General features: G+C 62.4%; 20 protein-coding genes. 11 read left to right on the top strand and 9 right to left on the bottom strand.

Annotated features, from left to right (window positions below):
• Positions 1-7: 7 nt before the first annotated feature.
• The 6 genes from G3N97_RS00425 to G3N97_RS00400 all read right to left on the bottom strand — a co-directional run bounded on the left by G3N97_RS00425 (position 8) and on the right by G3N97_RS00400 (position 6,812).
• Complete coding sequence (locus tag G3N97_RS00425) at positions 8-1,252, bottom strand: acyl-CoA dehydrogenase family protein (RefSeq protein ID WP_205991366.1); 1,245 nt, start codon at positions 1,250-1,252, stop codon at positions 8-10.
• A gap of 37 nt (positions 1,253-1,289) precedes the next feature.
• Positions 1,290-2,054, bottom strand: coding sequence for an SDR family oxidoreductase (locus G3N97_RS00420; RefSeq protein ID WP_205991365.1), 765 nt, complete (start codon positions 2,052-2,054; stop codon positions 1,290-1,292).
• 55 nt (positions 2,055-2,109) lie between these two features.
• Entirely contained in the window at positions 2,110-2,784 is a 675-nt protein-coding gene (locus G3N97_RS00415; RefSeq protein WP_205991364.1) for a histidine phosphatase family protein, read from the bottom strand.
• A gap of 122 nt (positions 2,785-2,906) precedes the next feature.
• Positions 2,907-3,806 carry a LysR family transcriptional regulator gene (locus G3N97_RS00410; protein WP_205991363.1) on the bottom strand — a complete coding sequence of 300 codons (900 nt, stop codon included), beginning with the start codon at positions 3,804-3,806 and terminating at the stop codon, positions 2,907-2,909.
• A gap of 92 nt (positions 3,807-3,898) precedes the next feature.
• Positions 3,899-5,734: an SLC13 family permease gene (locus G3N97_RS00405; protein ID WP_205991362.1), complete on the bottom strand. Its 1,836-nt coding sequence runs from the start codon at positions 5,732-5,734 to the stop codon at positions 3,899-3,901.
• A gap of 145 nt (positions 5,735-5,879) precedes the next feature.
• Positions 5,880-6,812 carry a LysR family transcriptional regulator gene (locus tag G3N97_RS00400; protein WP_205991361.1) on the bottom strand — a complete coding sequence of 311 codons (933 nt, stop codon included), beginning with the start codon at positions 6,810-6,812 and terminating at the stop codon, positions 5,880-5,882.
• 145 nt (positions 6,813-6,957) lie between these two features.
• Here G3N97_RS00400 and G3N97_RS00395 point away from each other — a divergent pair, with 145 nt between their 5' ends.
• From G3N97_RS00395 to G3N97_RS00365, 7 genes are all read left to right on the top strand, one after another.
• The gene (locus G3N97_RS00395) at positions 6,958-7,821 is read left to right on the top strand and encodes an NmrA family NAD(P)-binding protein (RefSeq protein ID WP_205991360.1); all 864 of its coding nucleotides are present in this window, start codon (positions 6,958-6,960) and stop codon (positions 7,819-7,821) included.
• 264 nt (positions 7,822-8,085) lie between these two features.
• On the top strand, positions 8,086-8,157 hold the full coding sequence (gene pqqA, locus G3N97_RS39910) for a pyrroloquinoline quinone precursor peptide PqqA (protein WP_110327818.1): 72 nt from the start codon (positions 8,086-8,088) through the stop codon (positions 8,155-8,157).
• 93 nt (positions 8,158-8,250) lie between these two features.
• A complete protein-coding gene (gene pqqB / locus G3N97_RS00385) occupies positions 8,251-9,162 on the top strand; it encodes a pyrroloquinoline quinone biosynthesis protein PqqB (protein WP_205991359.1) in 912 nt (303 codons plus the stop codon).
• Positions 9,163-9,271: 109 nt separating this feature from the next.
• Positions 9,272-10,018: a pyrroloquinoline-quinone synthase PqqC gene (gene pqqC, locus G3N97_RS00380; RefSeq protein WP_205991358.1), complete on the top strand. Its 747-nt coding sequence runs from the start codon at positions 9,272-9,274 to the stop codon at positions 10,016-10,018.
• 13 nt (positions 10,019-10,031) lie between these two features.
• Entirely contained in the window at positions 10,032-10,307 is a 276-nt protein-coding gene (pqqD, locus tag G3N97_RS00375) for a pyrroloquinoline quinone biosynthesis peptide chaperone PqqD (protein ID WP_205991357.1), read from the top strand.
• Positions 10,300-11,475, top strand: coding sequence for a pyrroloquinoline quinone biosynthesis protein PqqE (pqqE, locus tag G3N97_RS00370; RefSeq protein WP_205991356.1), 1,176 nt, complete (start codon positions 10,300-10,302; stop codon positions 11,473-11,475). Before pqqD ends, pqqE begins: the two co-directional genes overlap by 8 nt.
• On the top strand, positions 11,441-13,327 hold the full coding sequence (locus tag G3N97_RS00365) for a S9 family peptidase (RefSeq protein WP_205991355.1): 1,887 nt from the start codon (positions 11,441-11,443) through the stop codon (positions 13,325-13,327). Before pqqE ends, G3N97_RS00365 begins: the two co-directional genes overlap by 35 nt.
• 23 nt (positions 13,328-13,350) lie before the next feature.
• Here G3N97_RS00365 and G3N97_RS00360 read toward each other — a convergent pair whose 3' ends face one another.
• Positions 13,351-13,659 carry a non-heme iron oxygenase ferredoxin subunit gene (locus G3N97_RS00360; RefSeq protein ID WP_205991354.1) on the bottom strand — a complete coding sequence of 103 codons (309 nt, stop codon included), beginning with the start codon at positions 13,657-13,659 and terminating at the stop codon, positions 13,351-13,353.
• 41 nt (positions 13,660-13,700) lie between these two features.
• On the bottom strand, positions 13,701-14,765 hold the full coding sequence (locus tag G3N97_RS00355) for a fatty acid desaturase family protein (RefSeq protein WP_205991394.1): 1,065 nt from the start codon (positions 14,763-14,765) through the stop codon (positions 13,701-13,703).
• A gap of 215 nt (positions 14,766-14,980) precedes the next feature.
• Between G3N97_RS00355 and G3N97_RS00350 the strand changes: the two genes are divergently transcribed.
• Positions 14,981-16,039: a LacI family DNA-binding transcriptional regulator gene (locus G3N97_RS00350; protein ID WP_205991353.1), complete on the top strand. Its 1,059-nt coding sequence runs from the start codon at positions 14,981-14,983 to the stop codon at positions 16,037-16,039.
• Here the strand turns inward: G3N97_RS00350 and G3N97_RS00345 are convergent.
• Entirely contained in the window at positions 16,024-16,587 is a 564-nt protein-coding gene (locus G3N97_RS00345; RefSeq protein WP_205991352.1) for a hypothetical protein, read from the bottom strand. The genes G3N97_RS00350 and G3N97_RS00345 overlap by 16 nt on opposite strands.
• Before the next feature lie 38 nt (positions 16,588-16,625).
• On the opposite strand from G3N97_RS00345, the gene G3N97_RS00340 reads away from it, so the two are divergent.
• The 3 genes from G3N97_RS00340 to G3N97_RS00330 all read left to right on the top strand — a co-directional run bounded on the left by G3N97_RS00340 (position 16,626) and on the right by G3N97_RS00330 (position 19,535).
• Positions 16,626-17,024: a hypothetical protein gene (locus G3N97_RS00340; protein ID WP_205991351.1), complete on the top strand. Its 399-nt coding sequence runs from the start codon at positions 16,626-16,628 to the stop codon at positions 17,022-17,024.
• Between the two features lie 293 nt (positions 17,025-17,317).
• Positions 17,318-18,442, top strand: coding sequence for a bacteriohopanetetrol glucosamine biosynthesis glycosyltransferase HpnI (hpnI, locus tag G3N97_RS00335; protein ID WP_241030274.1), 1,125 nt, complete (start codon positions 17,318-17,320; stop codon positions 18,440-18,442).
• A gap of 58 nt (positions 18,443-18,500) precedes the next feature.
• Positions 18,501-19,535 carry a lysylphosphatidylglycerol synthase domain-containing protein gene (locus G3N97_RS00330; protein WP_205991392.1) on the top strand — a complete coding sequence of 345 codons (1,035 nt, stop codon included), beginning with the start codon at positions 18,501-18,503 and terminating at the stop codon, positions 19,533-19,535.
• Positions 19,536-19,537 lie beyond the last annotated feature (2 nt).

Below are 19,537 nucleotides of genomic sequence, written 5' to 3'. Positions count from 1 at the left end.
CAACACCCTATACAGAAGGCTTCAAATACGGATTACCGCCTTCTTTATCGCGACGCTGCGCCTTCACTTCCATACGCGCAATGCTTTGCAGATGCACTTCGTCCGGACCGTCGGCGAAGCGCAGCGCGCGACCCCACGTCCAGCTGTCGGCGAGCGGCGTATCGGGCGTCAGCCCCATCGCGCCAAACACCTGCATCGCGCGATCGCACACGGCGGTATGCACGCCAGGCACCAGCGCCTTGATCATCGAGATTTCCTTGCGTGCGTCTTTCGCGCCAACGCTGTCGATCATCCACGCGGTTTTCAGCACGAACAGGCGCGCCTGATCGATTTCGATGCGCGACTTCGCAATCCATTCCGCGACCGTGCCGTGCTCGAGCAGCGTCTTGCCGAACGCCGTGCGCGACTGCGCGCGTTCGATCATCAATTCGAGTGCGAGTTCGGCTGCGCCAATCGAGCGCATGCAATGGTGAATGCGGCCCGGACCCAGACGCGCCTGCGCGAGCGCAAAACCACTGCCTTCCTCGCCGAGCAGATTTTCGCGCGGCACGCGCACGCCTTTGAATTCGATCTCGCAGTGACCTTCGGGCGCAATGTGATTCAGCACCGGAATATTGCGGATGATCGTCACGCCCGGCGTATCGCGCGGCACGAGAATCATGCTTTGCTGACGATGCGTGGGCGCATCGACATCGGTCTTGCCCATCAGGATAAACAGCTGGCAATTCGGATGCGCCGCATTCGTGATAAACCATTTGCGACCGTCGATCACATAATCGTTGCCCTCGCGCCGGATCGACGTCGTGATATTCGTGGCATCGGAAGACGCCACCGCCGGCTCCGTCATCGCAAACGCCGAGCTGATCTTGCCGTCGAGCAGCGGCTCGAGCCACTGCTTGCGCTGCGCGGGCGTGGCGAACATATGGAGCAATTCCATATTGCCCGTGTCCGGCGCATTGCAGTTAAAGACTTCCGACGCCCACGACACGCGCCCCATGACTTCCGCGAGCGGCGCGTATTCCAGATTCGTGAGCCGCGTGCCCGGCTCGTCGTCGCGCAGATGCGGCAAGAACAGATTCCAGAGGCCTTCCGAGCGCGCCTTGTCTTTGAGCGCCTCCATGAATGAAACCGGATATTTTCCGGCATTCACTTCCTCGTGCCATTGATGAATGCGCGGCACGATGTGCGCGTCCATGAATGCGCGCAATTGCGTGCGCAGCGCGTCGACTTTCGGGCTAAAGGCAAAATCCATTTCATTCTCCTTGCGGGGCTGACATGCCGCAACCGGCTCAGATCGTCTGTCCGCCATCGACAACGATGCATTCGCCGGTCGTAAAGCTCGCGGCGTCCGACACCAGATAGAGCACGGTTCCGGCCATTTCGCGCGGCTCGGCATGGCGGCGCAGCGGAATCGTCTTCAAGAAGCCTTCGTAGAGCGGCTGATTGTCGAACAGCGCGCCTGCGAAACGCGTTTTTGTCAGACCCGGCAGCAAGGCATTCACGCGGATGCCGAGCGGCCCGCATTCCTTCGCGAATGCGCGCGTCATGTTGACGATGGCGGCCTTCGTGATCGAATAGACGGCTTGCTTGTCACCGGGCTGCAGCGCATTCACCGACGCCGTATTGACGATGGCGCCGCCGCCCTTTTCGCGCATCATCTTGCCGGCCTCGACCGACATGAAGAAGTAGCCGCGCAGATTGACTTCGACGGTTTTCTCAAACGAAGCCAGATCGGTATCGAGAATGTGGCCGTAATACGGATTGGTCGCGGCATTGTTCACGAGAATATCGAGCCGGCCATGCCTGGCGCGAATATGCTCGAAGATCGCGTGAATATCGTCCATGCGGCCCACGTGGCACGGATACGCCTCGGCGCTGCCGCCCGCGTCGCGAATCGCATGGGCCACGGTTTCGCAGTCCTCGCGCTTGCGGCTCGACACGATCACATGCGCGCCCTGTTCCGCGAACAGCCGCGCGATTTCTTCCCCGATACCGCGGCTCGCGCCGGTCACCAGCGCTATTTTTCCCGTCAAGTCGAAGAGATTCGTCGTCACACTTCACCTCGATGATAGTTAATGGATACGTTCCGTCGCGCAAAGCCGACGCGAATCAGCCGTAAGTCACGAACTCGCGCCGGTCGGCCAGTTCCAGATGCGGCAAGACGTTGAAGCTCACGAGCGACATGGCCTGTTCATTGAACACATACTGGCTCACGCTGCTATTGCGGATCTGCATATTGAGCGCAATGGAGGCGGCTGCAGGCGCCTGCAGAATCTGCTGCGTGAAAACGGAAATGGGTCCGCCCGAACTCACGACCAGCACGCGTTTGCGGCCCATGCGCTGAATCGCCTGACGCGCGCGTTCGACACGTGTTTGAAACTGCACCCAGCTTTCGGGCAGCTTGCCGGGCAAGCGGTCTTCCGACCAGAGATGCAGCGTCTGTTTGAGGGCTTTGTAGAAGTCCTTCGGCGAACTTTCAGGCGCGTTACCAGACGTCGGCTCACTGTTTTCACGCGCCGCGAACAGTGCGCGAAAATCGTATTCGTTGAGGCCGGCGTCGCGCACGACGTCGGTGCGCAGTCCGCGCATGGCCCAGAGAATCGCGTCGGCGGTCTGCTCGTGGCGACGCATCGTACCGATCACCACGCGGTCGAATTCGAGCGCCTGCTGCGCGAAATATTCGCCGAGCCAGCGCGATTGCGTGCGCCCGGAAGGAGAAAGCTCGTCGTAGTTTTCAGCGCCGAACGACGCCTGTCCGTGCCGCACCAGATAGAGTTCCGCCATGCCATCCTCGTCTGAACATGGCAGTCACGATACCGGCCCGCGAGGCATTCAGGAAATTTATTCTATTGATACCTGTGCATAACCATCGGTGACACCATGGCGCATCACCGTGCATCGAAAAATCAGGACTTTCGCGAGCGCATCAGACGGCCGATCTGCTCGCGCAGCCAGCGATGCGCAGGATCGCCGGACACGCTGCGATGCCAGTAGCCGTGCGATTCGAGTTCCGGCAATTCAAACGGCAACGCGAGAATACGCGCGTCGTAGCGGCGTAAAAGCGCGAGCGGCGCAGTCAATACGAGGTCGGTGCGCATGGCGATCAACGGTGCGACCAGATAATGCTGCACGCGCGTTTGAATCGTGCGCCGCATGCCGAGTTTGTTCAATTCCGTATCGACGAGACCCGGCCCCTGCCTGCGGCTGGACACGTGAATATGGCCGAGTCGCAGATAATCGTCGAGCGTGAGTTTTTTCTTCGTGAACGGATGATCCTTGCGCAGCAGACACGCATAACGGTCGCGGCCCAGCGCCTGCTGTTCGAGTTGCGGATCGTCGATCAGCGGCGCGTCGATCGCGAGATTCACCGCCCCGCTCGCCAGCGCCTCGGGCACTTCGCGGCGCGTGGTGAAATAACTTTCGATGCGGATGCCCGGTGCCTGACGTTGCAGCACCTCTTCGAGCGCGGGCAGCAGCAAGGCTTCGGTGAGATCGTTCATGCTCAGGCGGAACGTGCGCTGCGACGTCGCCGGATCGAATTGCTCGCCCGCATGCGTGCTCGAATCGAGCAATTGCAGCGCCTCGCGCACGCGTCCGATGATATTTTCGGAAACGGGCGTCGGCATCATGCCCGCGGACGTGCTCACGAACAGTTGATCGCCGAAAGTCTTGCGCATGCGCGCGAGCGCATTGCTCACGGCAGGCTGCGTGATGAAAAGCAGTTCCGCCGCGCGCGTAAGATTGCGCGTGCGATAGACGGCTTCGAAAACAATGAAGAGATTGAGGTCGATCTTCGTCAGACTCATGGGTGCAAACTCAGGGGCACAAACTCATAAAGGAATACCTTACGGTCTCGCCCGAGACTAACCGGCGCGGCGCGCTACTGTCAAACGTGTGGTCAATGCAGATACGCAGGCCACAACAACGGCACGAGCAGCACGTTGATCACGAGCGCCGCGAGCGAAGCGGGCAACCCGACGCGAAAGAACTCGCCGAAGCGATACCCGCCCGCCGTGCTCACCAGCGAATTCACGGGCGTGGAAACCGGCGACATATACGCCGCCGAAGCGGCCACGGCCACCGTCATCGCGAACGGATACGGCGACGCGTGCAAATGCGCAGCCATCGCAATCACCACGGGCGCCATCAACACGGCTGTCGCCGTACTCGAAATGACGATGCCGACTACCAGCGTCATGACGAAAATCGCCGCGAGCAGGCCATGCACGCCCCAGCCGCCCGCGACGCCCAGCACCGCGTCGGCGGCCATGTCGATGCCGCCGGTGCTTTGCAGCGCAATCGAAAACGGCAACATGCCGACGATCAGCACGAGGCTGCGCCAATGAATCGCACGATAGGCGCTGTCGAGACTCACGCAGCCTAATGCACCCATCAGCAGGCAGCCGATCAGTCCCGCGAGCACATTCGGCACCCACGGCGTGAGCAGCATCGCGATCACCAGCGCCATGCAGGCAATCGCGTGCGGCGCCTTGTGCGGCGCAGGCACGAAGGCCTCGCTTTCCACCGGCATCGCGAGACAGACGATGTCGCGCTCGACCGAATCCATCGTGAAGAGACTGAGCCACGGGCCGACCACCAGCAGCGTGTCGCCGACCTTGATCTTGCTGGTCTGAAGGCTGCGCGCGAGCGGCGCGTCGCCGCGCCGCAAACCCACCACGGTCACGCCATGACGACGCAGCGCCACCGAACTGCGCGGCACGCTACCGACGAGATTCGAATCGGGCGGCACGATCACTTCCGCCATGCCCACGTCGTGCGTTTGATCCGTGAAATACGCACCCGACATGCGCATCGGCACCAACGCGAAACGCGTGCAGAACGCCTGTAAATCGAAGTCCTCTTTTTCGACGTCGAGCAGCAGGACGTCGTTGGGCGCGACATTGCTGTCCGAGGTCGCGAGCAGCACCGTCGTGCCCATACGCGCGCGGCGCTCGATGGCGACCACGTGTGCGTCGGGGTTGTCGTCGAGTCCGCATTCACCGAGCGTCTGCCCGACCAGCACGGAATGCGCGCGCACGCGCAGACGAAACGCACGTCCTTCGAGCGAATAGCGCTGCACCCAGTCGTTGATCGTCGGGCGCACGAGCGTCGAGTCGCGTTCCGCACCGCGCAAATGGCGCTTCGCGAACAGCATCCATGCAATGCAGGCGATCAGGATCGGTACGCCGACGGGCGTGATTTCGAAGAAGCCAAAACCGTGATGGCCGCGATGAACGAGTGCGCTGTTCACGACCAGATTCGACGTGGTGGCAACGAGCGTGAGCATGCCGCTCGTCAGCGCCGCCATGCTCATCGGCATGAGCAGGCGCGCGCGCGACACGCCTGATTGACGCGCGATGCGCAACACGATGGGAATGAAGATCGCGACGATGGCCGTCGAACTCATCACCGAACCCATGAGCCCGACCACCGCCATGATCAGCACCACGAGCCGCTTTTCATTCGAGCCGCCGCGTGCAATCAGATAGTCGCCCACGCGCTGCGCGACGCCGGTACGCACGAGTCCGTCGCCGAGCACGAACAGCGCCGCGATCAGCACGATGTTGGCGTCGGAGAATCCCGCGAGCGCCTCGGGCACGGTGATCACGCCCGCCAGCGGCAGCACGACGATCATGATGAGCGCCACGGCGTCCGCTCGCGGGCGGCCGATCAGGAACATCGCGATGGCGCTCGCGAGACTGCCAACGGTAATCAGGAGTTCGGTGGACACCATGAACGCTCGATGAGTCGGATAGCCGGGCGGGCGTTAATTCGCGGAGTGTGCCGGATTATCGCGCCACGTGAATCGACCGCAAGTAAGTAATTGTTTTATCGGGACATTTCATTGAAATAAAAAGTCTGGAGAAATGCCATCCGCTTCAATACCACGGCACGTCTTTCAAGGTCGCGCCCGTGATGCCGACGATGAAGTCGAGAAATGCCCGCACTTTCGCGGACGGCAAACGCCGCGACGGATACAGCGCGTAAAGCGGAAAACGCTCATCGGGCCAGTCGGGAAACAGATCGACGAGCTTGCCGCTGTCGAACAGCGGCTGCGTGCCGAGCGCCATGATCTGCGCAATGCCGTGGCCCGCCAGACACGCGCCGTGCATGGTCGATACATCGTTCACCATCAGCCGCCCGCGCGCGGCAATCACGAGTTTCTTGCGCGGCCGGTGAAACTCCCACACGAACGGCCGCCCCGTTTCCGGATCGCGATAGTGAATGCAGTGATGCGGTTCGCCTTCGAGATCCGCGGGTTTGAGCGGGCGGCCGCGCTTCTTCAGATAAGCCGGCGACGCCGCCGTGACGATGCGCGTGTCCAGCAGCTTGCGCGCAACGAGCGTCGACGGACGCGGCACGCCGAAGCGCACGGCGAGATCGAAACCGTCGGCCACCATATCGCCGAGCTCGTCGCGCGTGAAGAGATCGACATCGAGTTCGGGATGACGCTCGATGAACTGGCCGATGCGCGGACTCAGCACGATCTTCGAAAAGAACGGATCGACATTCACGCGCAGCCGTCCGCGCACCGCGCTCGCGCCGCCCGCCGCCGACGACGCCGCGTCTTCGAGCCCGTCGAGCAGCGGCACCACTTGCGCGTAGAAACGGCGCCCTTCGTCGGTCAGCATGACGGTGCGCGTGGTGCGATCGAACAGGCGGATGCCGAGCCGCGCTTCGAGCCGCGCGACCGAGCGGCTCACGCCCGATTGCGACATGTCGAGCCGCTCCGCCGCGCCCGCGAAACTGCCGCTGTCGACGATGGCCGTCATCACGCCCATGCCGTTGAGAATGCGTTCGTCGAAGGACATCGTGAATCTCCTGGCACGCTCGTCGTGGATTGATGCCATTGTGTCATGAGTCCCATGCCTTCCATGTCATGGTGTAACGCACGCGCCGCGCCCACAATTCGAAGCGTCGAACACTTTCCTCGCACCACTGAACGGGAGCATGCAGATGTACGCCATTACGGGAATCACAGGTCAGGTTGGCGGCGCGCTCGCACGCGCGCTGATCGCCCAGCAACAAGCGGTGCGCGCGGTTGTGCGCAGCGCCGAAAAAGGCGCGCCGTGGGCGGCGCAAGGCTGCGAAATCGCGCTCGCCGATATGAACGACGCCAACGCTCTGCGCGACGCATTCGAAGGCGCACGCGGCGTATTCGTGTTGCTGCCGCCGGTTTTCGATCCCTCGCCGGATTTCGCGGAATCGAAACGCACCATCGAGGCGCTGCGCGTGGCGTTGAGTGCCGCGCGGCCGGAACGCGTGGTCGTGCTGTCGACCATCGGAGCTCAGGCGCGCGAGTCGAATCTGCTCACGCAGCTCGGCCTGATGGAAACCGCCCTGCGCACGCTGCCCTCGCCGGTCGCCTTTCTGCGCGCGGCGTGGTTCTTCGAGAATGCCGCGTGGGATGTCCCGCCCGCGCGCGAATCGGGCACGATCGCGAGCTTCCTGCAACCGCTCGACAAACCTGTGCCGATGGTCGCGACCGAGGACATCGGGCGCGTTGCGGCGCAATTGCTGCAGGAAACGTGGGACGACGCGCGCGTGGTCGAACTCGAAGGTCCGCGCCGCGTGACGCCCAATGAGATCGCCGCCGCCTTCGCGCAGGCGCTGGATCAACCGGTGCGCGCGCAAAGCGTGCCGCGTGAAAGTTGGGAAGCGCAATTCCGCGCACAGGGCATGCTCAATCCACTGCCGCGCATGCGCATGCTCGACGGCTTCAACGAGGGCTGGATCGAATTCGACGCGCCGGCTCAAACGTGGAAAGGCCGTGTGACACTGGAATCCGCCATTCAACGCCTCTGCAAGCGCGATCAATAAGCGTGATTCGAATCTTCTTACATTTCACCAACACTCGCTCAAATTCCATCGAATAGCGCAATAATGCAATTTATTCCTCTATTTTTGCGTCAATAGAAATAATCAGAGGAATTAGCTTCGTTTCATGTAGCGGAAAACACCAATTGCAAACCTCAATGCGGCATCGTGTCCAAATTTGATACGATGCGCGTGAGGCGGATGACGTTCGTGTTCGCTCACCCGGCGTCCGCCTGTTCAACCCGTTTCAACGAAAGGAGTTCCGCCATGTGGACCAAGCCCGCTTATACCGACCTGCGTCTCGGTTTTGAAATCACGATGTACATCTCGAACCGTTAATTCGCAGCATCGACGGTCACGATAGCCCCGGCCCGCCGGGGCTTTTTCTCTTGACGCTCTTGACGCGCGCAACGGCGTCGCCTTTCATCAAGCATGCATATTCAAATTCTCGGCTCCGCAGCCGGCGGCGGCTTTCCGCAATGGAACTGCAATTGCGCCAATTGCGCGGGCTTTCGCAGCGGCCGCATTCGCGCCCATGCACGCACGCAATCGTCGATTGCCGTTTCCGACGACGGCGTTTCGTGGGTACTCTGCAATGCCTCGCCGGATATCCGCGCGCAATTACAGGGCTTCGCGCCGATGCAGCCGAACCGCGCGCTGCGCGACACCGGCATTGCCGCCATCGTGCTGATGGACAGCCAGATCGATCACACGACCGGCCTGCTGAGCCTGCGCGAAGGCTGCCCGCACGACGTCTGGTGCACCGACATGGTCCACGAGGATCTGAGCACGGGCTTTCCGCTGTTCACCATGCTGCAGCACTGGAACGGCGGATTGCGCTGGAACCCGATCGTTTCGGGCGAGGCGTTCCAGATTCCCGCCTGTCCCAATCTGCGTTTCTCGCCGTTCGCGCTGCGCAGCGCCGCGCCGCCGTATTCGCCGCATCGTCACGATCCGCATGAAGGCGATAACATCGGCCTCGTGATCGAAGATCTGCGCACGGGCGGCAAGCTGTTTTACGCGCCTGGCCTCGGCGAAGTGGACGCCGCGCTGCTCGAACGCATGCATGCAGCCGACTGCCTGCTCGTGGACGGCACGCTCTGGACCGACGACGAAATGCAGCAACGCGGCGTGGGCACGCGCACGGGCCGCCAGATGGGCCATCTCGCACAAAGCGGCGCAGGCGGCATGCTGGAAGTGCTCGAACAGTTTCCACGCGCGCGCAAGATTCTCACGCACATCAATAATACGAATCCGATTCTCGATGAAGATTCGCCCGAGCGCGCCGAACTCGCGCGCCGCCAGGTGGAAGTCGCGTTCGACGGCATGAGCATCGAGATCTGATGATTGCGATGCGCCCGTCACGCGCCCCCGACTACGCCGATTACAGCGCGCGCTGAGCGCGCTTTCCTGAGCCGCGCGCGATTTCGCCGCGACGCCATTGGACCGAAACATGAGCCAACCCGCCCTCACTCCCGAACAATTCGAACAGGCCCTGCGCGCCAAAGGCGCGTTCTATCACATTCACCATCCGTATCACGTGGCGATGTACGAGGGCCGAGCGACCCGCGAGCAGATCCAGGGCTGGGTGGCCAACCGCTTCTACTACCAGGTCAACATTCCGATGAAGGACGCGGCGATTCTCGCCAATTGTCCCGACCGCGAAGTGCGTCGCCTCTGGATTCAGCGTCTGCTCGACCACGACGGCGCGCCGGGTGAAGACGGCGGAATCGAAGCGTGGCTGCGTCTGGGCGAAGCGGTCGGGCTCGATCCCGAGCAATTGCGTTCGCAGGAACTGGTGCTGCCGGGCGTGCGTTTCGCGGTAGACGCTTACGTGAATTTCGCGCGCCGCGCGAGCTGGCAGGAAGCCGCGAGCAGCTCGCTCACCGAACTGTTCGCGCCGCAGATTCACCAGTCGCGCCTCGATACGTGGCCGACGCATTATCCGTGGATCGATCCGCGCGGCTACGAATATTTCCGCTCGCGTCTGAGCCAGGCGCGTCGCGACGTCGAACACGGTTTGCAGATCACGTTGCAGCATTACACGACGTATGAAAGCCAGCAGCGTATGCTGGAGATTCTGCAATTCAAACTCGACATTCTGTGGACCATGCTCGACGCGATGTCGATGGCGTACGAACTCGGCCGCCCGCCTTATCATTCGGTCACGAACGAGCGCGTCTGGCACAAGGGCGTTTAAAAGGAACCACACTGTGAATTTCGACCGCAATCTGAAACCGGTCTGGCGCCGGGGTTATCGCTTCCAATACGAGCCCGCGCAGAACGCGCACGTGCTGCTCTATCCCGAGGGCATGGTGAAGCTCAATGAAAGCGCCTCGGCGATCGGCTCGCTGATCGATAGCGAGCACAGCGTCGCGGCCATCATCGACCAGCTGAATACGCAATTCCCCGGCGTGCCGGAACTGGCCGAAGACGTCGAGCAATTCATGCTCGTCGCGCGTGAAAAGCACTGGATCGATCTTGTCTGAACTCACGCTTTCGCCCGCCGCGTCGACGGGCTCCGCCACCACGGCGGCGCCGAATGTCGGCCTGCCGCTGTGGCTGCTCGCCGAGGTCACGTACCGTTGCCCGCTGCAATGCCCCTATTGCTCGAATCCCGTGGATTTCGCGCGTCAGGGCAACGAACTGAGCACGCAGGACTGGATTCGCGTGATGACCGAAGCGCGCGCGATGGGCGCGGCGCAAATCGGTTTTTCCGGCGGCGAGCCGCTGGTGCGCCAGGACCTCGCCGAATTGATCGGCGAAGCGCGCAAACTCGGCTATTACACCAATCTGATTACGTCGGGCATTGGCCTCACTGAACAGAAGATCGCCGATTTTCAGCGCGCGGGACTCGATCACATTCAGATCAGTTTTCAGTCGAGCGACGAGCAGGTCAACAACATGCTCGCCGGTTCGAGCAAGGCGTTCGCGCAGAAACTCGCGATGGCGCGCGCCGTAAAGGCGCACGGTTATCCGATGGTGCTGAATTTCGTCACGCACCGCTATAACATCGACGACATCGATCGCATCATCGAGTTGTGCATTGCGCTCGAAGCCGATTTCGTCGAACTTGCGACCTGCCAGTTTTACGGCTGGGCCAAACTCAATCGCGCGCAATTGCTGCCGACGCGTGAACAGCTCGAACGCGCGGAACGCATCACCAACGAATACCGCGAGAAACTCGAAGCCAGCGGCAATCCGTGCAAGCTGATTTTCGTGACGCCCGATTATTACGAGGAACGTCCGAAGGCCTGCATGGGCGGCTGGGGCGCGATTTTCCTCACCGTCACGCCCGACGGCACCGCGCTGCCGTGCCATGGCGCACGCCAGTTGCCGATCCAGTTTCCCAACGTGCGCGATCACGATCTACGCCACATCTGGTACGACTCGTTCGGCTTCAACCGCTTTCGCGGCGACGCGTGGATGCCCGAGCCGTGCCGCTCGTGCGACGAGAAAGAGAAAGACTTCGGCGGCTGCCGCTGCCAGGCTTTCATGCTGACCGGCGACGCGGCGAACGCGGACCCCGTGTGCGGAAAATCGCCCGAGCACCGCATCATCGTGCAGGCGCGCAGCGAGGCGGCACAGCCGGTGCCCACGACTCAACCGCTCATCTTCCGCAATGACCGAAACTCCCGCACGCTCGGCAATCCCTGAGCGCATTACCGCCGAGCAGGCCGTGGCGGCCGGCAAGGATTTCATCGAACTGGCCGCGAGCGAGCGCGGCGTATTCTGGTCGGCGTTCGATCCTGCCGATGCCGTGTGCCGGATCTGGCACGCCGTCCCGCGCGAAGCGGGCGACGCACCGCGCTGTTTGACGCCCGATGGTTTCAGCGTGCGTGGACGCGTCTACGAATACGGCGGCGGCTCATTTTGCATCGCCGCTGACGCGCTCGTTTTCGTCAACGAAAAAGATCAGCAGCTTTATCGTCAGCCTATCGACGCTCATGACGCCCATGACGCTCAGGGCGCGCCCGTCGCGCTCACGCAAGGCACGCGGCGCTATGGCGATCTGCGCTTCAGCCACGGCGCGATTCTCGCGGTGGAAGAAGAAGGCGACACGCATCGCCTCGTGTCGATTGCACTCGATGACGGCGCGCGCACGGTACTCGCGGAAGGCGGCGATTTTTACGCCGCGCCCTGCCTGAGCCCCGACGGATCGCGGCTCGCATGGATCGAATGGCAACGCCCGCATCAGCCGTGGACGTCGACGCAATTGCGTATCAGCGAACGCGGCGCGCAAGGCTGGAGCGCGCCGCGCACGCTCGCCGGCGACGCACGCGAAGAAGCGCTGCAACAGCCGCATTTCGACGCGCACGGCCATCTGTTCTGCCTGAGCGATCGCGCCGGTTTCTGGCAGCCCTGGCGCGAATCCGGCGGCACGCTCGAAGCCCTGCCGACCACGCCCGCCGACCACGCTGCCGCGCCGTGGCAGCTCGGCGGACGCAGCTGGATCGCGCTCGACGACGGCACGAATCTGGGCGCATGGATGGAGCACGGCTGGGGCAAACTCGGCCATCGCGACGCCGATGGCGCATGCCACGAACTCGCCGCCGAATACAGCCGCTTTCGCAATCTCGCCGCCGACGCGGAGCATCTTTATTGCATCGCCGCTTCGCCGACTTGCCCCGCCGCCGTGCTCGCGATCGGACGTCGCGATCATCGCGTGCGTGTGCTCGCCGAAGTGTCGCCGATGATGCCCGACGCGCGCATTCCGCAGCCGGAGATTCTGCGATTCCCCAGCGGCTACGACGACGATCAGCACGCGCATGGCGAATCGCATGGCTATTTCTATGCGCCCGAAGGCGACGTGAAGGCGCCGCCCGTCGTGCTATTCATTCACGGCGGCCCGACTTCGGCCTGCTATCCCGTGTTCGATCCGCGCATTCCGTACTGGACGCAGCGCGGCTTCGCCGTCGTCAATCTGAACTATCGCGGCAGCACCGGCTATGGCCGCGCGTTTCGCGAAGCGCTGCGCGAAAACTGGGGCGTGGCCGACGTGGACGACGCCTGCAATGTCGTCGCCTGGCTGGCCGGACAACAGCGTATCGATCCCGCACGCGCCTTCATTCGCGGCGGCAGCGCGGGCGGCTACACGGCGCTCTGCGCGCTGGCGTTCCGCAACGTATTTCGCGGCGGCGGCAGCCTGTATGGCGTGAGCGATCCGCTCACGCTCGCCGAGCACACGCACAAGTTCGAAGCCGATTATCTCGACTGGCTGATTGGCGACCCCGTTGCCGATCTCGAACGCTATCGCGCTCGCACGCCATTGCTCCATGCGAGCGATATTCGCGTGCCGGTGATTTTCTTCCAGGGCGAACTCGACGCAGTGGTAACGCCCGATCAAACGCGCAGCATGGCGGCCGCGCTAGAAGAAAACGGCGTGCGTGTGGAAGCGCATTATTACGCCGACGAGCGCCACGGTTTTCGCAAGGCGGTGAATCAGGCCCACGCGCTCAAAGCCGAATACGCGTTTTACTGCGACATTCTCGGCTTACCCGTGGAATAAACGGCGCGCCCTGAATCGATGCATCAGATTTCGAGCAGGATGCGCCCGCCCTCCACTTTCGCGGGCCACGTCTGGAGTTTTTCGCACACGGGCGCACACAACGGGCGCCCGTCTCGCACGTCGAAACGGCCATTGTGTTTCGGGCACTCGATCACATGGCCCATCACGAGTCCGTCGCTCAAATGCACCTGCTCGTGCGTGCACAATCCATCGCTCGCATACACATCAGCGCCGATGCGGTAGATCGCGTAGGTATGGCCCGCGTGATCGAAACGCATCACGTCTTCGTCTTCGATATCGTCGAGCGCGGCGGCGTCGATCCATTGCGTCATGTTCGTCTCCTGATTGTCGTGTCGATGATTGTTGCTGCGCTTTATGCCTGCGCGACGCCCGCTTCCGGAATGGGCCGCGCGACCGCATAGGACGGATCGCGCGTCTGGCGCACCAGCGCCGGAATGATCTCCGCATATGCCGCGAGTGTGCTGGTATACGGCGTGGGCATATCGGCTTTCACCACGTCGTGCAGTTTCGGCAGCGCATGAAACGGCACCATCGGAAACATATGATGTTCGACGTGATAATTCATGTTCCAGTAAAGAAATCGAAAGAGCGGGTTCATCTTCACCGTGCGGCAATTGCGGCGATGATCGAGCACGTTCTCGGGCATGCCCGCGTGTTGCGTGAGCCCGAAGTACAGGTAGAGCCACGCGCCATACAGGCTCGGCAGGCCGATATAAAGCAATGGCAAGATCGAGCGAAAGCCGATGCACGCAGCCAGCACGAGCGCGTAAATACCCAGTGAAATGCGCGCCTCGCGCGTCACCTTTTTCCATTCCGATGCGGGAATAAAGGTCTCTTCTTCCGCGCCGATCCGACCCAACGCGGCGCTGATCATGCGCGGCAATTCGTGCGCCACGTGTTTGATCGCGAAGATATTGAGCGCTAGCGCGAGCCAATCGGTGGGACGTTGTGCGCCGATTTCCGGATCGCGGCCAACCACGAGCGTATCCGTATGGTGGCGCGCGTGACTCCAGCGCCAGACGGTGGCGCGACGAAAGACCTGAAACGAGGCAACCTGATACAGCGCGTCGTTCATCCAGCGTGTTTTGAATGCGGTGCCGTGCCCCGCTTCGTGCCAGCGCGAATCCGCGGGACTGCAATAGAGCGTGCCGTAAAGCAGAAACGCCGGAATTGCCCAAAGCGAATGCAGATACCACGCGTAACCCGCCAATGCACCGCTCGCGATGATCGCTGCGTACCAGAGCATGGTGTCGCGAATCGCGCGACCGTCGCTGCGCTGCATCAATTGCTTCATCGTGGCGCGCGGGACGGCGCATTTGTACCAGTCCGCGTTGACGAGCCCGGCGGCCTGCGCGTGTTCGCCCGCACCGCCAATCAAGCGATATGCCTCGCGCGCCGAATGGGCGCACGTCTCCATGGTTTCCGCAGTTTGCCTGTGCGCCACCTTTGTCTCCTTGACCGGAACGGCGCCGTGTCGTCTGCGCGGCGCTCATGTGACGAACATAGGTGAGCGCGCGGTGCGGCTCAATGCGAACATTGACGAAATTTCGTCTTTCTTCTAGCGTAGCCGGAACGATCGCGCGGTCAGCGTGCACTGCAGCATGACGAAGCCTGGGAAAGAGGAGATGCAACGTGGCAAAGGAAACGCCATCGCACTGGCGCAAGCGCACCGCGCGCTTCGTCGAGATCGCGGAGCTTGCGGGCGTCAGCACGACGACCGTCGACCGCGTGCTCAACGAGCGCGGCAGCGTCTCGGCGCAGGCGCGCGAACGCGTCGTGGCCGCCGCGAAACAACTTGGCGTGCCGCGCCTGATGCCCGACACACAACACGGTCTCGTGCACATCGACGTGCTGCTGCCGGACAGCGACCTGCCTTTTTTCCAGCGCCTGCGCCAGGCCTTGCAACGCGCGATGCAGATGCTCGATCGCCGCGTCGTCGTGCATCGCACGCTGTTGAGCGCCGCCGACGAAGCGCGACTGCCTGAGTCGATCGGCCACGCGCGTCACCGGCGCGCCGCGCTCATCGTCACCGCGCAGGACACGCCCGACGTGCGCGCCGCGCTGGCCGCCGCGATCGCGCGCGGCGAAACCGTCGTTACGATGGTCACCGACGTCGGTGGCATCGAGCGGCAGCATTTCGCGGGCATCGACAATCGGCGCGCGGGTCGTACGGCCGGCTATTTTCTCGGCCGCCTCGCTAAACCGGGGCGCGTGCTGCTGTTACCCGCTCGCCTCGACTATCGCGCGCACGCCGACCGCATCGAAGGCTGTCGCGAGCAGATCGCGCAACACCATCCGCAGTTCGTCTGCGAAGTCTCGCCCAACGAATCGCAAGACGCCGACGACCGCTGCTATCGCGCCGTGAACGCCGCGCTAAGACGCGGCCCGCTCGCGGGCATCTACAACACCGGTTATGGCTCGGCGGGCATCGAAGCGGCGCTGCGCAAAGCGGGACTCGCGGGCGACGTGGTGTGGATCGGCCACGAAATGCTCGACGTTCATCGGCAATACATCGACGCCGGCATCATGGATATCGCCATCGATCAGGACCCGGACGGTCAGGTGATTGCCGCGCTCCAGCACGCGCTGCACGCGGGCGGCATCGTTGCCGACACACCCACCGCGGAACCGGTGGAATTTCGCGTGTTTTGTCCGGCAAACGTCAGGCGCAGTCCTTACCTCGTTGCGTAGGCATGGATCGACGCTCCACCATTCATCCGCTGATTCGTTTGCATTCGTCTGTTTAACCAGGCACCGAACCTGCTGGAAAGCTTCCGCGTCTTGCATTGTTGGACGCGTGCAAGTCGGCGGGCATCGCCCGAGCCGGCGTGTGTCTTGAAGGCCGCCGTCGACCGGCGGCCGCTTTTTTTCCGGCGCACAGGAAAGAATTGGAAAGCTGGCGTAATGATGCGTGTGAATCTTTCGCCATGAAAAGTAGACGACATAAAGCCGACACACAGGCGACGTAATTGGTTTGTTATCCTCACCGACCGTGACGATATTGCCGAACATCGTGATGAAAAATCGCCATGAAAATCGGCGTCAAAAAAACCGCTCACGCAAGCGCCGTAACGAATCGTCAAATAAAGACGAGGAGAATTGCCGCTGTCCGCCGTTGCCTTAAGCAAGCCTTCAGCAAGTGGCTCGTACGATCGCGGAGTCTCGATGTGCGGCGCGTTGAATGGCGCATGTTTTACCGCAATCGAAATGAATGGTTCCGCATGGAATTTGAAACCCACTCATGCCTGTCGCGGTATGGACCGCTGGAGTCGCACACGTGAAATTCTGGACGATTCGCCAGTGGCAAGCGCATATTCTGGTTGCCGCACTCGCCGCACTCGCCATTCAGGGCATGGTCTTTATCGGCGTGCTGATACTGGGCGCGCCAATCGAACGTTTCGATAACCCTACCTTTCATCTGGCTGCCGCGGTTTCGATCGTTTTGATCGCACTGCTCGTGCGCGCAATGTCGCACGCGGCGTTTCGTCATGCAGCGAGCCGCGGTTTTCTGCGCGATGCTCGCAACGTACATGGAATGGGGTGGATTTCACACGATTGTCCTCATCGTGTGCTGGTCACCTTGCATTGTTTGCTTTGCGAGCCGAAACTCGACGATGCCCACGGCGCATTCGCCGGCCGTCACGATGCGCCCCGTTATTCCGACCCGAAGTTCTGACTTCGCTGCGTCACCATCTTCACCGACACTATGTCGAGGCATGGACCCGTGCAGGGCGACACACAACCTATGAAAACGCTGTTCTGGCTGGCTCCGTCGAACGAGAGATTCGACGGCGGCGCGCGCTCGCTCACTTCGGTGCGCGCGGCATGATGCGCACGCCTCGCACACACGACGACCATTCGCTCAAGGCGCTGACCATTGCGTGCGTCGGTGTTTCGCTGCTGGCGATGATCGCCATCGACGAATCCGCCACGCATACGGTCGCGCATTTCGCCGCTTGGCTCGCGACGATGGCCTTTTCCATTCTCGCGATAATCGGCGTCGGCTATACCTTGTTCGCCGCCTGGCTCGTCGATCGATTTTTCCGGCGCGACGCCGCGTCGCCGGCACATTTTCCCGGCGTCACACTGGTGAAGCCGCTGCACGGCACGGAATGGCAACTCGAGGATCATCTGGCGAGTTTTTTCGATCAGGATTATCCGGGGCCGGTGCAGCATGTGTTTGGCGTGCACGACGCCAACGACGAAGCGCTCAACGTGGTGAATGCGCTGCGCGCGCGTTTTCCCGAAGCGGATATTGCAGTCGTGGTCGATTCGCGTCTTTATGGCCCTAATCGCAAGGTCGCGAATCTCGTCAACATGCTCGATCATGTGCGCCACGACGTGCTGTGTTTCGCCGATAGCGACGTGAGCGTCGATCGCGGTTATCTGCGCGCAATCGCGGGCGAACTCGAACAGCCGGGCGTGGGCATCGTCACCTGTGCCTATCGCGGCGTCGCCGCGCCCGGTTTCTGGACGCGCGGTTCGGTCGCCGCCACCAATTACCATTTCCTGCCCGGCGTGGTGACGGGACTCGCCATTGGCCGCGCGCGCCCCTGCTTCGGCCAGACGATCGCCATGACGCGCGCCACGCTCGACGCCATCGGCGGACTCGCGCAGTTCTCGCATCATCTTGCCGAGGACCACGCGCTTGGTGAAGCCGCGCGCCGCATCGGCACGACCGTCGCGGTGCCCTCGCATCTCGTCCGCCACGCCTGCACCGAGGCCACGTTTTCCGCGCTGTTCACGCACGAACTGCGCTGGAGCCGCACCATCCGCGCCGCCGACCGGCTCGGCCATCTCGGCGCCTGTCTGATGCATCCGATGCCTTATGCGCTGCTGGCGCTGCTCGCGTCGAGCGACACGCTGGCGTCGTCGGGCGTGCTGCTGCTCGCCCTCGCGGCACGCCAACTGCTGCGCTGGCGCATCGACCGCGCGACGGCGCAATCCGCCAAAGGCTGGTGGCTGCTGCCGATGTGGGATATCGTGCAATTCACAGTGTATCTCAGCAGTTTTCTTTCCTCGCATGTCATGTGGCGGGGCCGCCGCTTTCGCGTGAACCGCGCGGGCATGCTGACGCTTTCCTCCGATGAATGAGCCGTTGGCCGCATCGAATACGCGTGGACTTCCTTATATAAGCTGGACCAGAATGAATATGAAGCACGTCGGTCGCGTCGCCGCGCTATGCGGTTTGATCTTCGCGATCTGGCTCGTTTGGCGAGACAATCCCGCAACCATCGTCGAATTGATGCGCAAGGCCGGCTTCGGCCTCGTGCTCGCGGCGCTCGTCCACGTGCTGCCCATGCTCGCGAATGCGTGGGACTGGCGTCTGCTGATCCGGCGCGCGCAGCGCCCGACGCTCGCCTTCATGCTCAGGCTCGTCTGGATACGCGAGTCGGTGAACGGACTGCTGCCGGTCGCCCGCATCGGCGGCGAACTGGTGTCGTTCCGCCTGCTCGGCCGCCAGGGCGTGCGCCCGGCCGCCATCGTCGCGAGTCTCGTCACCGACATGCAGCTCACGCTCATCAGCCAGGTGATTTTCGCGCTGCTCGCCATCGCGTATCTGCTGGCGCAAACGAGCAGCGTGGGCGCGCGCGTGGCCGCGCATTTCGCGCTGGGCATTGCGCTTTTCATGCCGATCCTGCTGCTGTTCGCGCTCGTGCAACACGCGCGTCCGTTCGAACGCGCGGCGAATCTCGTCAATCGCGTAACGGGCGGTAATGTCTATGGACTAATTGGTAATTCGCGGCGTATCGACGATTCGATTAAATCGGTCTGGCGCCAGACCTCCGTGGTGATGCAATACCTCGTGATCTGGCAAACGCTGCAATGTCTCGGTCTCGCGCTCGAAATCTGGATTGCGCTGCACGCGTTGGGTGTGAACGCAACCTTCGCACAAGCCTTCGTATTCGAAGCGCTCATTCAACTCGCGAGCAGCATTGCGTTTCTCGTGCCCGGCAGTCTGGGCGTGCAGGAAGGCGGTTTTGTGCTGATCGGCTCGGTGTTGGGCATCGACGCGCCCACCTGTCTCGCGCTCGCGGGGGCGCGCCGCCTGCGCGATCTGCTGTTTTATCTGCCCGGACTCGTTGCCTGGCAGATCGCGGAAAACGCACCGGTACCTTGCACGCCGGATCGCGTCGATACGGAGAATGTAAGCCAGACTGCACCCGACCGGCTGGATTCGCGATAATA

Origin of the sequence: Paraburkholderia sp. Ac-20347 (genome assembly GCF_017104805.1) — a bacterium.
Taxonomy (GTDB): Bacteria; Pseudomonadota; Gammaproteobacteria; order Burkholderiales; family Burkholderiaceae; genus Paraburkholderia; species Paraburkholderia tropica.
This window is presented reverse-complemented; position numbering and strand designations above follow the sequence as displayed.